We start from the raw sequence: 13,548 nt of genomic DNA, 5'->3' as shown, positions 1-13,548 counted from the left end.
TGGTAACTCTCGTAAGCCGTCCGTCAGTACAGCCGATCCCCATTACTCTTCCGGACCGTCACATCGAAGCCCTTCCCGGTCATGCATTCCTTGTAGATGCCGCCCTGGGCATAAGTCGCCTTGCGTGCCGAGAAGATGGCTTCCGTCGTACCAGCCTGCGCGAGGCAAGCAGCGCGAGCGGCAGCGTAGCCCTTCTTGGCTGCTGAGGCTGGAGACAGGCTGAGCGCAAGCGCAACCGTGACAAACGGCACGAGTGCAATTGTTCTCATATCTCCCCCCTCTTCGTTTTCTTATTGACACAGGCGACGCCAGCCGGAGTCCATTCAGTCGAAGCCGTCCCTACGCTGAACATGATGGATGCCACCGAAGCGGCAGTAAAAACCAATAGTTTCATGAGCACTCCCTAAAGAAACGTCCGAGGCTAACCTCTCAACTCAAACGGGTAAAGCAAGCGGCATAAATTAGTTTGCCGCTCCTCTTGTCGCCGCTTCCTTCACAGTGAAGACATCCCTCTAGCGAGCGTGCTGGCCCTTGTTGGTCGGCAACGGGCAATTGGTGCAGACCCGGTCGTCGCACATCCGACAGATCGTGAAGCGATCCATCTCGGAGGTGTCCTGCCTTGCCAGCAATTCGTGGATCAGCGTTGCAAGCTGCTTCCGTTCGGCCGATGACAGCACATCCAGCAGCGACGTGACGGCCGAAATCCGCGACGCCAGCAGCTCGTTGCGAGATGCAGCGCCTGACGGCGTCAGGTGCAAGGCGACCTCGCGGCCGTCCTTGCCGGCCCGGCGCTCGACCAGCCGATCGGACACCAGGCGATCGACCAGCCGGACCGTTCCGGAATGCGACAGGCCGAGGATCCGCCTCAGCTTGTCGTTGGTCATGCCCTGGCCATAGCCGATGACGATCAGCGCCGCGGGTGTCTCGCCGCCGCGGCCGACCACCTCGCGCGCACCCTGCTCGATGCGATCCATGACGGCGAGCGACAGCGCGCCCAGCAGATTGGCGATTCCGTTTTCCATGCCGCCAACAATATGTGCGCTGCGCACAAAAAACAACTTGACCAGATATGTGCGCTACGCACATATTTAACCGGAAGAGCGACAACGACCAAAAATGGAGAGCGGCGATGACGACCCGAAGCAGCGCAATGGCAACGCCTGAGACCGCAGGCAGCGAACCCGCCCTGAAATACGTGCAGGCCAACGGCGTGCGGTTTGCCTATCTCGAACAGGGCAGCGGACCGCTGGTCATGTTCATGCACGGCTTTCCCGACAACGCCTGGTCATATCGCAAGCAGCTGCAGGCGTTCGCGGCTGCCGGCTATCGTGCGGTCGCGCCGTTCCTGCGCGGCTATGCGCCGACTGAAATTCCGGCCGACGGCATCTTCGATCCGATCGCACTGGGCCAAGACCTCGAAGCGCTGATCGCCGCGCTGAGCGACGACGGACAGGCTTGCGTCGTCGGCATGGATTGGGGCGGCACGTCAACCTTCCAGGCGCTGGCCACGGCACCGTCGGCGATCAAGGCCGCGGTGGTCATGAACACCGCGCACCCGATCACAATCCCGAGCCTCAGGAGCGATCCCGATGCCGTTCGATCGGTTTTCCATGTCTATTTCTTCACGGTGCCCGGCGCTCACTCGGCGGTCAACATCGAGGGACTTCCCTTCGTCGACTACCTTTGGAAGCTGTGGTCGCCAACCCTGCAGAACGACGAGCATCTCCGCTCGGTCAAGGAGACGCTCAGCTCTCCCGGTACCATGAAGGCGGCGCTGAAATACTACAACGGCCTGGTCGATGCGGGAGTTGCGGGCCGGCTGCCGATCAAGGACATGCATACGCCGACGCTGACGATCTATGGCGGCAACGATCCGACAGCACGGTATTCGATGCAGGAAGAACCGCTCTTCAAGGGGCCACATCAGCGCGTTGTCTTGCCCGATGTCGGGCACTTCCCGCACCTCGAGCGTGAGGCCGTGGTCACCGGTCTGATCATGGACTGGTTCACGACGCACGCCGCCGCCTGAGCAGGCGCACCGCAACCAGCGGCCGTGCCAACCAACGCGATTTTCAAATTCTCTGAGAAGGAGTGCGCGCAATGGACGCCACGACACAGCAACACCACGCCGAAACGTTTCGCAGTCTGCACAAGCAGGGCGATCCGCTCGTCCTGTTCAATGCCTGGGACGTCGCCACCGCCAAGGCCATCGCGAAGAGCTCGCCGGCGGTGGCGACCAGCAGCGGAGCGGTCGCGGCTGCGCTCGGCTATGCCGACGGAGAGAACGCCCCGCTCGACATGGTGGAAGGCCTGGTCTCGCGGATGACCGCCGCCGTCCCGGTTCCGGTGTCGATCGATCTGGAGGCGGGCTATGGCGACACGGCGGAGGCCGCCGCGCATTCGGCAGCGAGGATCCTGAAGGCCGGCGCGATCGGCATCAATCTCGAGGACGGGCTTGTTGGCGGAAAGCGGCAGCTCGTCGATCCCGCGCAGCAAGCCGCGAAGATCACGGCTATACGGGGTGCCGCGCAAAAACTTGGAATTGATCTCTTCATCAATGCGCGCACCGACCCGTTTCTGCTGAAGTTCGGCTCGCCGGAGCAATGCCTGGATGAGGCGGCACGGCGCGCGAGGGTCTATGCCGATGCCGGCGCCGATGGAATCTTCGTGCCCGGGCTCACCGACCTCGCGCTGATCGAGCGGTTCGTGCAATTGACGCCGCTGCCCGTCAACATCATGGTGACGCAGGGCGTTCCCGAAATCGGCGATCTCGCCCGCGCCGGCGTGCGCAGGATCAGCCTTGGGCCCTGGCCCATGATGGCGGCGATGCGCGTCATCGGACAGGCCGCCGCCGCGGTCGCGGCCAGCAAGCAATACGGCACGTTCCTGCAGCCGAACGGCTGAGTTCGACGGTCACTGGCCGCGCTGCTTCCCCGTCATTGCGAGGAGCGAAGCGACGAAGCAATCCATCCCTCCGCGCGTGAGGAGAGATGGATTGCCTCGCGTCGCTCGCAATGACAGAGATATACAATTCCGGCATAGCTGCGCGAAACAGATGCGACGGGAGCTAAACCTCCCCGCACGCTAAGGCTTCGGTATGAGGACGCGCCACTGCGCGCCCCTTACCGAGGCCATGATGGACCAGATTGCCGTTCACCAGGACAGCGCGACCAGCACCGACTGGCCGGTTGCGATCTACCGCACGCTGAAGAGCTTCGGCGTGGCGCAGGTGTGCTACGTCCCCGACGCCGGACATTCCAAGCTGATCAAGCTGTCGCACGCCGATGCCGGCATCAAGACCACGGTGCTGACCACCGAGGAGGAAGGCGTGGCGCTGGCCGCCGGCGCCTGGCTCGGCGGCGATCGCGCGGTGCTGCTGATGCAATCGAGCGGCGTCGGCAATTGCGTCAATATGCTCTCACTGATGGCGAGCTGCCGCTTTCCGCTGCTGACGCTGGTGACGATGCGCGGCGAATGGGCCGAGTTCAATCCCTGGCAGATCCCGATGGGCCGCGCGACGCCGCAGGCCTTCGAGATCATGGGCACCACGGTGCTGCGGCTGGAGAACCCCGACGACGCCGAGGAAGTGATCTCGGCCGCCGCCTCGCTCGCCTATGACGGCGACCAGCAGGTCGCGGTGCTGATCTCGCAGCGGATGATCGGCCGCAAGAAGTGGACCAAGGAGACGCACTGATGTCAGCAACCGGCACACTCGACCGCCGCGCCGCGGTGAAGGCGCTGCTTGCCGACCGCGGCGACCTGCTCGTGATCTCCGGGCTCGGCTCTTCCTCTTACGACGTGTTCGATGCCGGCGAGCATCCCGGCAACTTCTATCTCTGGGGCGCGATGGGCGGCGCCGCGATGGTCGGGCTCGGCCTCGCGCTGGCACAGCCGAAGCGCCCGGTGCTGGTCGTCACCGGCGACGGCGAGCAGCTGATGGGGATCGGCAGCCTCCTCACGATCGCCACCAAGCAGCCCGGCAATCTCTCGATCGCGGTGCTCGACAACGGCCATTTCGGCGAGACCGGCATGCAGCCCAGCCACTCCGGCTTAGGGGCAAAGCTCGAGGTGATCGCGAGCGGCGCGGGCATTCGCAATGTCTCTGACATCGCCGACATGGCCGGCATCGAGAATTTCCGCAACAGCCTGCGCGATCTCGCCGGCGGCCCACGGCTCGCGCGCATTCGCATTGCGTCCGGCGAAGTCGAGCGCGCGCTGCCGCCGCGCGACGGCACCTATCTCAAGAACCGCTTCCGCGGCCATCTCGGCTTCAAGGTGAGCTGAGCACGTGTACGTTATGTCGTCATTGCGAGGAGCGACAGCGACGAAGCAATCCATGCCTTCGCGTATGCCGTGCGATGGATTGCTTCGCGGAGCCTGTCATCCGGCGGCGCTACGCGCCGACCGGGTGGCTCGCAATGACGGAAATGAGTGCCGCCGCGCTCAGGCGAGCTGGATATCCCAGAGCCCCTCGGCGCGCAGGGCGGCGACCTCGTCGCGCAGCAATCTTGCGATCAACGTCATCGCGTTGGAGCCGGGATGCTCGACCGGCGAAGCCAGCGTCAGCTCGCGCCGCGGCGCCGGTCGCGCGATCGGCGCGGTCTCGAGCCGGCCGTCCGCGACCTCGGCGCGCACCGAGGACGGCGGCAGCATGGTGTATCCGAGCCCCTCCTCGACCAGGCTGGTCAGCACGCGGAACGAATCCGCCTCGAGCTTGACGTCGAGATCGATCTTCTTTCTGGCCGCTGCATGTTCGAGCAGCGCACGAAGGCCGTGCGAATGACTGGGCAGCACCAGGCGCTGGCGCATCAGCCAACCGAATTCCACCTGCTTCTTCTGCTTCAGCCCGCTGCCGCGCGGGCCGACCGCGACGATGCTATCGCGGCCGAGGCTCTGCACCGCCAGATGCAGGTCGACCGACGGGCCGTAGATCACCGCAAGATCCATCTCGCCGCGATGCAGCCACTCGATCAGATGGCCGCTGTAGCTCTCGACGATGCAGAGCGAGATGCCGGGATAGCGCTCCACGGTGCGCCGCGCCAGCCGCGCCGACAGCACGCAGCTCACCGTCGGCACGAGGCCGAGCACGACGCGCCCCGACGGCGCGCCGCCGGCGGACTGGATGTCGTCGCGGATCTGGTCGATCTGCCGCACGATACCGCCGGTGCGCGCCAGCAGCAGCCGGCCGGCATCGGTCAGCACCATGCCGCGGCCGTTGCGCGTGAACAATTCGGTGCGCAGCTCATGTTCCAAGAGCTTGATCTGCCGGCTCAGCGCCGGCTGCGCGACCCGCAAGGTATCGGATGCCTTGCTCAGACTCCCGAGTTCCGCGACGCACGCAAAGGTCCTAAGCTGGCGGAAATCCATACTTGCCAATCCTGGAAGGCAGGTTCATACGCTATAACAAAACAGCATAGGGAGTTTACCGGGACCCCACAACAGCGGGCGTTTTCTTCACGCGAATTGGCTTCCACGTCGCTCGAAAACGCTCTGGCGCAACCTCTCGGCAAGACAGAACCCAACAAGACGAAACAATGACCGCACACGATCAACACACCGACGACCATTCCGACATCCGCGACGCCGTCGCAAAGCTCTGCGCGCAGTTTCCCGGCGAATACTGGCGCAAGCTCGACCGCCAGATGGCCTATCCGAAGGAATTCGTCGATGCGCTGACGGAAGCCGGCTATCTCTCGGTGCTGATCCCCGAGGAATATGGCGGCGCCGGCCTGAAGCTGTCGGCGGCGGCGGCGATCCTGGAAGAGATCCAGCGCGCCGGCTGCAACGGCGGCGGCTGCCACGCCCAGATGTACACGATGGGCACCGTGCTGCGGCACGGCAACGACGCGCAGAAGGCGAAATATCTGCCGAAGGTCGCGACCGGCGAATTGCGGCTGCAGGCGTTCGGCGTCACCGAGCCGACCAGCGGCACCGATACCTCATCGCTGAAGACCTTCGCGCGCCGCGAGGGCGACCATTACGTCGTCAACGGCCAGAAGATCTGGACCAGCCGCGCCGAATATTCCGACCTGATGGTGCTGCTGGCGCGCACCACGCCGAAGGAGCAATCGAAGAAGCGCACCGACGGGCTCTCGGTGTTCATCGTCGACATGCGCGAGGTGAAGGGCAAGGGGCTGGAGATCCGCCCGATCCGCACCATGATGAACCACGCCACGACCGAGGTGTTCTTCACCGACATGAAGGTGCCGGCGGAGAACCTGATCGGCGAGGAAGGCAAGGGTTTCCGCTACATCCTCTCAGGCATGAATGCCGAGCGCATCCTGATTGCGGCCGAATGCGTCGGCGATGCCAAGTGGTTCATCGCCAAGGCGACCAACTACGCCAAGGAGCGCAGCGTGTTCGGCCGGCCGATCGGCCAGAATCAAGGCATCCAGTTTCCGATCGCCAAGGCCTACGCCTCGATGCGCGCGGCCGAATTGATGGTCAAGGAAGCCACCCGCAAATACGAGGCCGGGCTCGACTGCGGCGCCGAGGCCAACATGGCCAAGATGCTGGCGGCCGACGCCTCCTGGGAGGCGGCGAACGCCTGCGTGCAGACCCATGGCGGCTTCGGCTTCGCCGAGGAATACGACGTCGAGCGCAAATTCCGCGAGACGCGGCTCTACCAGGTGGCGCCGATCTCGACCAACCTGATCCTCTCCTTCGTCGCCGAGCACGTGCTCGGCATGCCCCGCTCCTACTGAGTTGTCTGATCATGCTGCCGCTTGAGGGATTGACCGTCATCGCCGTCGAACAGGCGGTTGCCGCGCCGTTCTGCTCGTCACGCCTCGCCGACGCTGGCGCCCATGTCATCAAGATCGAGCGGCCCGAGGGCGATTTCGCCCGCGGCTACGACGCCGCCGCGAAGGGCCAGAGCAGCTATTTCGTCTGGCTCAACCGCGGCAAGGATTCCGCGGTGGTCGATCTCACCACCAAGGAAGGCCGCGCGCAGCTCGAGGCGCTGATCGCAGGCGCCGACGTGCTGTTGCAGAACCTCAAGCCCGGCTCGATGGACAAGCTCGGTTTCTCGCGCGAGCGGCTGCGCAAGGCCTATCCGAAGCTGATCATGTGCACGATCACGGGCTATGGCGACACCGGACCGTATGCCGACCGCAAGGCCTATGACCTCTTGATCCAGGCCGACAGCGGCCTTGCCTCGATCACCGGCGGACCCGAGGGCGCCTCGCGCGTCGGCATGTCGATCGTCGACGTCGCGACCGGCGCCACCGCGCATGCGTCGATCCTCGAGGCGCTGATCGGCCGCGGCCGCACCGGAGAGGGGGCCGACATCCGGATCTCGATGTTCGACGTGATGGCCGACTGGCTCACCGTGCCGCTGCTCAATGCCGAGGACGGCAAGGCGCCGAAACGGATCGGCCTCGCCCATCCCTCGATCGCGCCCTATGGCGTGTTCCGCTCGAAGGACGGCAAGGAGATCCTGATCTCGGTCCAGAGCGAGCGCGAGTGGAAGGCGCTGTGCGCCAAGATATTGGGCCAGCCCACTCTCCCCGACGACCCCCGCTTTGCAAACATGGTCGAGCGCGTGCGCAACCGCGCCGTGACCGACCAGATCGTCAGCGACAGCTTCGGCAGACTGACGCGCGAGGATTTGCTGGCCAAGCTTGTCGAGGCCGACATCGCCTTTGCCGAGGTCAACAGCATGGACGACCTCGCCAGGCATCCGCATCTGCGCCGCATCGAGGTCGACACGCCGAACGGCCGTGTCAGCTATCCGGCACCGGGCGCGATCGTGGTCGGCGAGCACAGGCACTACGGCAAGGTGCCCGCGATCGGCGAGCGCATCAAACGTTCCTGAGATTTCTCCTGCCCGGGCAACACAGTCATGACCGACAAACTCGACCTCGATCATCTCCGCCAATGGATCGGCAAGACGACGGAAGCCTCCGACGTCGTCACCAAATATCTCGTCATGGGGCTGCGCGCGACGCTGTTCCAGGAGATCGGCGAGCCGAAGGCCGGCGATGCCGCGCCGTGGACCACGCATTGGTGCCTGGCGCAGCCGGTGTTTCCGATGTCGCAGCTCGGCCCCGACGGTCACCCGACCCGCGGCGGCTTCCTGCCGCCGGTGCCGCTGCCACGCCGGATGTGGGCCGGCGGCGAGCTTGAATTTTTCGATGCACTGCGCATCGGCGATGAAGCCAAGCGCACCTCGAAGATCGCCGACGTCACGGTGAAATCCGGCTCGACCGGCACGCTGTGCTTCGTCTCGGTCAATCACGAGGTGACCACCTCGCGCGGGCTCGCGATCCGCGAGCGGCAGGACATCGTCTATCGCGAGATGACGAGCACGCCGGCGGCATCGCCCGCGAAGGCGCCGCCGCCCCCGGTCGCGCAGCACCGCGAGAGCCACGTCTCCGATCCGGTGCTGCTGTTCCGCTATTCGGCGCTGACCTTCAACGGCCACCGCATCCACTACGACCGCGACTACGTCACCAAGGTCGAGGGCTATCCGGGCCTGATCTTCCACGGCCCGCTGCAGGCCTCCTTCATCGTCGAGCTCGCCGCGAAACTCCGTGGCGGCAAGCCGCCGAAGAAGCTGTCCTATCGCGGCGTACAGCCGCTGTTCGAAGGCAGCGAGTTCTCGGTCAATGCCAACGACAAGGACGGCGGCATGGAGCTGTGGACCGCCAATGCCGAGGGCCAGCCGACCATGAAGGGCACCGCGACCTGGTAAGGCGCGAGCTCGACACCTATCAGAGTGCGAGGGGAAAAAGAGGCGCTTTCATCAGCGCCTCGTCTTCCGTATTGTGATCGCATTCATCCCTGGATCGCAGATCATGAGTCGCTTCTGGAGTTCGGTCGTCCACAATCTGTCGCCATATGTGCCCGGCGAGCAGCCCAAGATCGACGGCCTCATCAAGCTCAATACCAACGAGAATCCCTACCCGCCGTCGCCGCGCGCGCTGGCCGCGATCGCTGCGACCGCGGATCGCCTGCGGCTCTATCCGGATCCGCGCGCAACCGCCCTGCGCGAGGCGATCGCGACGCGCTACGGCGTCACGTCAGACGAGGTATTCGTCGGCAACGGCTCGGACGAGGTGCTGGCCCACAGCTTCCCGGCGCTGCTGAAGCACGACGCGCCGCTGCTGTTCCCCGACATCACCTACAGCTTCTATCCGGTCTATTGCCGCCTCTATGGCGCGCGATACGAACTGGTGCCACTCGATGCCGCGATGCGGATTGATCTCGCCGACTACCGGCGGCCGGGCAGCGCCATCCTGCTGTGCAATCCGAACGCGCCGACCGGCGTCGCGCTGCCGCGTGCCGCGATCGAGGCGCTGGTCGTCGAGCATCCCGACCGTCTCGTGGTGGTCGACGAGGCCTATGTCGACTTCGGCGCCGAGAGCGCGGTGCCGCTGGTCGCGCGCCACGACAATCTTTTGGTGATCCAGACGCTGTCCAAGTCGCGCGCGCTGGCGGGATTGCGGGTCGGCTTCGCGATCGGCCAGCGTCCGCTGATCGAGGCGCTGGAACGCGTCAAGGACAGCTTCAACTCCTATCCGCTCGACTGCTTTGCGATCGCGGGTGCGGTCGCCGCGATCGAGGACGATGGGTGGTTTGACGAGACCCGGCAACGCATCGTCAGCAGTCGCGAGGCGCTGGTCCGCGGCCTCAGCGCGCTCGGCTTCGAGGTGCTGCCGTCCCTTGCGAACTTCGTGTTCGCGCGCCATGGCGGCCATCGCGGCGCGGATCTCGCCGCGAAGCTGCGCGAGCGCGGCGTCCTGGTGCGGCATTTCCAGAAGCCGCGGATCGAGGATTTCCTGCGCATCACGGTCGGCACGGACGATGAATGCGGCCGCCTGATCGAGCTGCTGCGCGACATGGTCTGATAGCCGTTCGGCAACGGCGCAGCTTGCGATCGATGGCGCCAACCTGCATAGTGACCGCGCGGCAAGATGCACGGTTCTTCGGGAAGGAGCTGTCATGCGGTTTGCGATCGGCGACGCAACGGTCGATGTCATCGTCGACGACGACGATTTCGGGCTTCCGCTGTCCGAGTTCCTGCCGGGATACGATCGCGGATTGATCGAAGCGCATCGTGATGTGCTGGAGCCGGTGTTCATCGATCTCGCCCGGGATATCGCGAAGCACGCGATCCAGAGCTTTGTGATCCGAGCGGGCGGACGAACGCTGCTGATCGACGCTTGCATCGGCGAGCACAAGGACATCCCGGAGATTCCGGCTTGGCATCGGCGGTGCGGCAGCGGCTTCCTTGATCGGTTGCGTGCGAGCGGCGTCGATCCAGGCGATATCGATCTGGTGTTCTGCACCCATCTGCATGTCGATCACGTCGGCTGGAACACGCGCCAGGACAATGGCCGCTGGGCGCCGACCTTTCCCAACGCGCGCTATCTGTTCGGCCGCCGCGAGCTTGCCGACTGGATGACGCAGCATGATGCCGGCCGCGCTCCGCCGATCCACGCCCGCGCGCTGGAGCAAAGCGTCATTCCGATCGTCGAGGCCGGCCGCGTCGATCTGGTCGACGACGGCCATGAGTTGGGACCGGGCCTGCGGCTGGTCCCGTTGCCGGGCCACACCAGCGGGCAGATGGGGCTACGTATCGACTACGCGCAGCATCGCGCAATCTTTTGCGGCGATGCCGTGCACAATCCGGTGCAGATCTTCCAGCCCGATCTGTCCACCTCATCCTGCACCGACCCGCAGCTCGCGCGCGAGACACGCGTGAAAATCCTGGCAGAAGCAGCGGATAGCGGCCGGCTCGTCATACCAGCCCACTTCCGCGGTGCCCGCTGCGCCCATATTCGCCCAGACGGCGGTGGCTTCGCACCGGTGTTCGACACCGTGCCTCGGTGAAGCTCCAAGGCGCGTGCGTCGCGGCTGACGGTTAGTGTGTGCGAAGTTCTGCCGTATGATCCGACCCGCTGGAACCGAATGCCGGCCTGCGCGTTCCCCGCCCTGACGGAGGACGCCATGCTTAGAGACGAACAGGTCGCGGTTCTCTGCGACATCGCGCAATCCATCGCCTTTGCCGATGACGTGCAGGGCGAAGTCGACCGGCTCATCAAGGAGGGGTACGTCGCCAAGGACGGCGACCTCTACGAGCTGACGCCGAAGGCCGAGAAGGTTTTGTCCGAGCGCGGCGCCAGCCTCAACCGGGCATGACGCCGCTCGCAACGGCACCTAAACGGCGGGCGTGCACCGCGTTGCGGTGATCTTGATGCCGAGCCCGGCGCTCTCCTCGCGGAACTGTGCGATCGATCGCGCATTGCGATGCGCCTCGAACGCGGCGTCGTCCTGATAGACCTCGTAGATCAGCAGCTTCGACCCGTCCTCGCGCGGCACCAGGATGTCGAAGTGGAGCGTGCCCGGCTCATCCCTGAGCGAGCGGGCGCCGTGCGCCGATAGCAGCGACAAGACCTGGTCCCGCTTCTCCGGCGCGACCTCGACCGTGGCGATAAGTGCAAGTTTCGGCATGACGGATGTTCCTTTCAATTCTCAGATCAGGCTGCGGAGCGGCCGAAACGCGTCCCGAACTTCTCTGCTGAAGATGTCGGGCTGCTCCCATGCCACGAAATGCCCGCCGGCCTCGGCCTGATGGAAGTAGATCAGCTTGTGATAGGCCTTTTCCGCCCAGCTCCGCGGCGCCACAAAACTCTCGCCGGGAAACGCCGTGACCGCGGCGGGGATCGTGACATTGGCAGGCAGGTAAAGGTTGGTCTTGTTTTCCCAGTACAGGCGGCCCGAGGAGATCGCGCTGTTGGTGAGCCAGTACAGCGTGATGTTGTCGAGCACGTCGTCGCGGGTCAGTGCACCCGCGGAATGGCCGTTGACGGCATGTCCGAGCACGGCTGATTGCATCGCGGAAGCCGGCTGGGCATAGCCGTCACCGTGATCGAGCAGCCAGGCGGCAAGGCCCGCCGGTGAATCCGCGAACGCCGCCAGCGACTGCGGGCGGGTGCCCATGATCTGCGCATAGGCACGCCGCTTGGCGAATTGAAGCTTGATCTGCTCGAAGGCGTGCTGCTCTTCCGCCGACAGATTGTCCGGCGTGGGACCACCCGTGGAGACGGCCCTGAAGACCTCGGGCGGAACGACGCCGGGCAGATTGACGTGGATGCCGAGCAGCTCCGGCGCACCGAGCTTGGCCATTTCGTTGGAGACCGGCGACCCCCAGTCGCCGCCCTGCGCCACGAACTTGCTGTAGCCGAGCCGCTTCATCAACTGGACCCAGGCCCGCGCGATGCGCTGGGGATCCCAGCCGACCGTAGTCGGCTTGCCGGAGAAGCCGTAGCCCGGCATCGACGGGATCACGAGATGGAACGCGTCCGATGCGCTGTCGCCATGCGCGGTGGGATCGGTCAGCGGGCCGATGATCTTCATCTGCTCGATGACAGAACCCGGCCAGCCATGCGTCACGATCAGCGGCAAGGCATTGTCGTGCTTCGAGCGAACGTGAATGAAGTGAATGTCGAGCCCGTCGATTTCGGTGATGAACTGCGGCAGGGCGTTGAGCCGCGCTTCGACCTTGCGCCAGTCGTAATCGGTCTGCCAGTAGCTGACGAGATCGCGCAGCATCGCCTGCGGAACGCCCTGCGAGTCGTCATTGACGGTCTCCTTGTCGGACCACCGGGTTGCCGCGAGACGGCGGCGGAGGTCGACGAGGTCTTCCTCGGGAATGTTGATATGGAACGGACGGATCGCATCATTGGCGGCCGCGGCAACCGGGCGCGCCGGAAACAGGCTGGCAGCGCCGGCGGCAGCCAGGCCCAGCGCCGCGCCGGTGAGCAGCCTGCGTCTGTCCTGGTCGATGGCTTCCCGGTTCGATTGGCTTGCTGCGATTGCGCCTGATGTCTCAGATGTCGGGGTCATTGCACTGGCTCCTTTGAGCGAGATGCCGCCGGCAAAGCCGCGATCACCTCCGTGGTTGTCTGGATGGAATGCGCGTAGGTCGGGCCGTTCAATTCATGCGCGGCGTGCATCATGTCGTGCGAGAAGGCTGCGGTCGCATCGCGCACCAGCGTCACGTGGTAGCCGAGCTCCATGGCGAAGCGGGCGGTCGACTCGATGCAGGTGTTGGCGAGCAGACCGACCACGATCACATGCGTGATGCCCTTTTGCTTGAGCAGGAAATCCAGATTGGTGTTGGCAAAGCCGCTCTGCCCCCAATGCTCCCCGGCGATCAGATCGCCCGGTTTCGGCGCGAAGTCCGGATGCCATTCCCCGCCCCACTCACCGCGCGCGAAGCTGTGACGCTGCATGATCAGCCGCTGGCTCGGGTTGGGGTGATCCCAATCCTCATAGTCGCCCGGCTCCCAGCGCCGGTGCGGGACGATCACGACCTGCACACCGGCGGCGCGTGCCGCGCCATCCAGCCGACGCAGATTGTCGAGCAGCCCGACCTCATCGGCGATCGGCTTGATGCGGGGAAAGACCTTGCCGCCCTTGGAGAGGAAATCGTTGTAGGGATCGACAAGCAGCAGCGCGGTTCTCTCGCGCGGATAAACGGTCTCAGGCATCGAATGTCTCCCTGGCCGCGCGCGGCCTGTTGCGAGTGTTGTGGCGACC

General features: G+C 65.0%; 16 protein-coding genes. 10 read left to right on the top strand and 6 right to left on the bottom strand.

Annotation, left to right across the window (positions count from 1 at the left end; all coding sequences use genetic code 11):
- Nucleotides 1–23: 23 nt before the first annotated feature.
- Together FBZ93_RS37445 and FBZ93_RS37440 are read right to left on the bottom strand one after the other, a co-directional pair.
- On the bottom strand, nucleotides 24–269 hold the full coding sequence (locus tag FBZ93_RS37445) for a hypothetical protein (protein WP_146992519.1): 246 nt from the start codon (nucleotides 267–269) through the stop codon (nucleotides 24–26).
- Nucleotides 270–512: 243 nt separating this feature from the next.
- Complete coding sequence (locus FBZ93_RS37440) at nucleotides 513–1,022, bottom strand: MarR family winged helix-turn-helix transcriptional regulator (protein ID WP_146992516.1); 510 nt, start codon at nucleotides 1,020–1,022, stop codon at nucleotides 513–515.
- Between the two features lie 107 nt (nucleotides 1,023–1,129).
- Between FBZ93_RS37440 and FBZ93_RS37435 the strand changes: the two genes are divergently transcribed.
- From FBZ93_RS37435 to FBZ93_RS37420, 4 genes are all read left to right on the top strand, one after another.
- On the top strand, nucleotides 1,130–2,029 hold the full coding sequence (locus tag FBZ93_RS37435; RefSeq protein WP_146992514.1) for an alpha/beta fold hydrolase: 900 nt from the start codon (nucleotides 1,130–1,132) through the stop codon (nucleotides 2,027–2,029).
- A 71-nt stretch (nucleotides 2,030–2,100) separates the two neighbouring features.
- Nucleotides 2,101–2,904 carry an isocitrate lyase/PEP mutase family protein gene (locus FBZ93_RS37430; protein ID WP_146992513.1) on the top strand — a complete coding sequence of 268 codons (804 nt, stop codon included), beginning with the start codon at nucleotides 2,101–2,103 and terminating at the stop codon, nucleotides 2,902–2,904.
- Nucleotides 2,905–3,133: 229 nt separating this feature from the next.
- Nucleotides 3,134–3,694, top strand: a complete 561-nt coding sequence (locus tag FBZ93_RS37425) for a thiamine pyrophosphate-binding protein (protein ID WP_146992511.1) — start codon at nucleotides 3,134–3,136, stop codon at nucleotides 3,692–3,694.
- On the top strand, nucleotides 3,694–4,284 hold the full coding sequence (locus tag FBZ93_RS37420; protein ID WP_146992509.1) for a thiamine pyrophosphate-dependent enzyme: 591 nt from the start codon (nucleotides 3,694–3,696) through the stop codon (nucleotides 4,282–4,284). The genes FBZ93_RS37425 and FBZ93_RS37420 overlap by 1 nt, the downstream gene beginning before the upstream one ends.
- A 159-nt stretch (nucleotides 4,285–4,443) precedes the next feature.
- On the opposite strand, the gene FBZ93_RS37415 is transcribed toward FBZ93_RS37420, so the two are convergent.
- Entirely contained in the window at nucleotides 4,444–5,367 is a 924-nt protein-coding gene (locus FBZ93_RS37415; protein ID WP_146992507.1) for a LysR family transcriptional regulator, read from the bottom strand.
- A gap of 167 nt (nucleotides 5,368–5,534) precedes the next feature.
- Between FBZ93_RS37415 and FBZ93_RS37410 the strand changes: the two genes are divergently transcribed.
- The 6 genes from FBZ93_RS37410 (at nucleotide 5,535) to FBZ93_RS37385 (ending at nucleotide 11,145) form a co-directional block, all read left to right on the top strand.
- A complete protein-coding gene (locus FBZ93_RS37410) occupies nucleotides 5,535–6,704 on the top strand; it encodes an acyl-CoA dehydrogenase family protein (RefSeq protein WP_146992505.1) in 1,170 nt (389 codons plus the stop codon).
- An 11-nt stretch (nucleotides 6,705–6,715) separates the two neighbouring features.
- Nucleotides 6,716–7,816 (top strand): CaiB/BaiF CoA transferase family protein, encoded by a 1,101-nt coding sequence (locus tag FBZ93_RS37405; RefSeq protein WP_146992503.1) that lies wholly within the window; start codon nucleotides 6,716–6,718, stop codon nucleotides 7,814–7,816.
- Between the two features lie 27 nt (nucleotides 7,817–7,843).
- The gene (locus FBZ93_RS37400) at nucleotides 7,844–8,695 is read left to right on the top strand and encodes an FAS1-like dehydratase domain-containing protein (protein WP_146992502.1); all 852 of its coding nucleotides are present in this window, start codon (nucleotides 7,844–7,846) and stop codon (nucleotides 8,693–8,695) included.
- Nucleotides 8,696–8,798: 103 nt separating this feature from the next.
- Nucleotides 8,799–9,851: a histidinol-phosphate transaminase gene (gene hisC / locus FBZ93_RS37395; RefSeq protein WP_146992500.1), complete on the top strand. Its 1,053-nt coding sequence runs from the start codon at nucleotides 8,799–8,801 to the stop codon at nucleotides 9,849–9,851.
- 94 nt (nucleotides 9,852–9,945) lie between these two features.
- A complete protein-coding gene (locus tag FBZ93_RS37390) occupies nucleotides 9,946–10,836 on the top strand; it encodes an MBL fold metallo-hydrolase (RefSeq protein ID WP_146992497.1) in 891 nt (296 codons plus the stop codon).
- 117 nt (nucleotides 10,837–10,953) lie between these two features.
- Nucleotides 10,954–11,145, top strand: a complete 192-nt coding sequence (locus tag FBZ93_RS37385; RefSeq protein WP_050423827.1) for a hypothetical protein — start codon at nucleotides 10,954–10,956, stop codon at nucleotides 11,143–11,145.
- An 18-nt stretch (nucleotides 11,146–11,163) separates the two neighbouring features.
- Here the strand turns inward: FBZ93_RS37385 and FBZ93_RS37380 are convergent, their stop codons facing one another.
- The 3 genes from FBZ93_RS37380 to FBZ93_RS37370 are packed head-to-tail and all read right to left on the bottom strand — an operon-like array spanning nucleotide 11,164 to nucleotide 13,499.
- The gene (locus FBZ93_RS37380; RefSeq protein ID WP_146992496.1) at nucleotides 11,164–11,457 is read right to left on the bottom strand and encodes a putative quinol monooxygenase; all 294 of its coding nucleotides are present in this window, start codon (nucleotides 11,455–11,457) and stop codon (nucleotides 11,164–11,166) included.
- 21 nt (nucleotides 11,458–11,478) lie between these two features.
- The gene (locus tag FBZ93_RS37375) at nucleotides 11,479–12,852 is read right to left on the bottom strand and encodes an epoxide hydrolase family protein (RefSeq protein ID WP_146992494.1); all 1,374 of its coding nucleotides are present in this window, start codon (nucleotides 12,850–12,852) and stop codon (nucleotides 11,479–11,481) included.
- A complete protein-coding gene (locus FBZ93_RS37370) occupies nucleotides 12,849–13,499 on the bottom strand; it encodes an isochorismatase family cysteine hydrolase (protein ID WP_146992492.1) in 651 nt (216 codons plus the stop codon). Before FBZ93_RS37370 ends, FBZ93_RS37375 begins: the two co-directional genes overlap by 4 nt.
- Nucleotides 13,500–13,548: the final 49 nt, after the last annotated feature.

Origin of the sequence: Bradyrhizobium macuxiense (assembly GCF_007993935.1) — a bacterium.
In the GTDB taxonomy this organism is placed as follows: domain Bacteria; phylum Pseudomonadota; class Alphaproteobacteria; order Rhizobiales; family Xanthobacteraceae; genus Bradyrhizobium; species Bradyrhizobium macuxiense_A.
The sequence above is the reverse complement of the archived record's forward strand: the minus strand, read 5'-3'. Positions and strand labels throughout refer to the sequence as shown.

What these genes read in the sequence shown, in the direction of transcription:
- FBZ93_RS37445 (WP_146992519.1), bottom strand. Translation starts at nt 269, where the DNA reads ATGAGAACAATTGCACTCGTGCCGTTTGTCACGGTTGCGCTTGCGCTC.
- FBZ93_RS37440 (WP_146992516.1), bottom strand. Translation starts at nt 1,022, where the DNA reads ATGGAAAACGGAATCGCCAATCTGCTGGGCGCGCTGTCGCTCGCCGTC.
- FBZ93_RS37435 (WP_146992514.1), top strand. Translation starts at nt 1,130, where the DNA reads ATGACGACCCGAAGCAGCGCAATGGCAACGCCTGAGACCGCAGGCAGC.
- FBZ93_RS37430 (WP_146992513.1), top strand. Translation starts at nt 2,101, where the DNA reads ATGGACGCCACGACACAGCAACACCACGCCGAAACGTTTCGCAGTCTG.
- FBZ93_RS37425 (WP_146992511.1), top strand. Translation starts at nt 3,134, where the DNA reads ATGATGGACCAGATTGCCGTTCACCAGGACAGCGCGACCAGCACCGAC.
- FBZ93_RS37420 (WP_146992509.1), top strand. Translation starts at nt 3,694, where the DNA reads ATGTCAGCAACCGGCACACTCGACCGCCGCGCCGCGGTGAAGGCGCTG.
- FBZ93_RS37415 (WP_146992507.1), bottom strand. Translation starts at nt 5,367, where the DNA reads ATGGATTTCCGCCAGCTTAGGACCTTTGCGTGCGTCGCGGAACTCGGG.
- FBZ93_RS37410 (WP_146992505.1), top strand. Translation starts at nt 5,535, where the DNA reads ATGACCGCACACGATCAACACACCGACGACCATTCCGACATCCGCGAC.
- FBZ93_RS37405 (WP_146992503.1), top strand. Translation starts at nt 6,716, where the DNA reads ATGCTGCCGCTTGAGGGATTGACCGTCATCGCCGTCGAACAGGCGGTT.
- FBZ93_RS37400 (WP_146992502.1), top strand. Translation starts at nt 7,844, where the DNA reads ATGACCGACAAACTCGACCTCGATCATCTCCGCCAATGGATCGGCAAG.
- hisC (WP_146992500.1), top strand. Translation starts at nt 8,799, where the DNA reads ATGAGTCGCTTCTGGAGTTCGGTCGTCCACAATCTGTCGCCATATGTG.
- FBZ93_RS37390 (WP_146992497.1), top strand. Translation starts at nt 9,946, where the DNA reads ATGCGGTTTGCGATCGGCGACGCAACGGTCGATGTCATCGTCGACGAC.
- FBZ93_RS37385 (WP_050423827.1), top strand. Translation starts at nt 10,954, where the DNA reads ATGCTTAGAGACGAACAGGTCGCGGTTCTCTGCGACATCGCGCAATCC.
- FBZ93_RS37380 (WP_146992496.1), bottom strand. Translation starts at nt 11,457, where the DNA reads ATGCCGAAACTTGCACTTATCGCCACGGTCGAGGTCGCGCCGGAGAAG.
- FBZ93_RS37375 (WP_146992494.1), bottom strand. Translation starts at nt 12,852, where the DNA reads ATGACCCCGACATCTGAGACATCAGGCGCAATCGCAGCAAGCCAATCG.
- FBZ93_RS37370 (WP_146992492.1), bottom strand. Translation starts at nt 13,499, where the DNA reads ATGCCTGAGACCGTTTATCCGCGCGAGAGAACCGCGCTGCTGCTTGTC.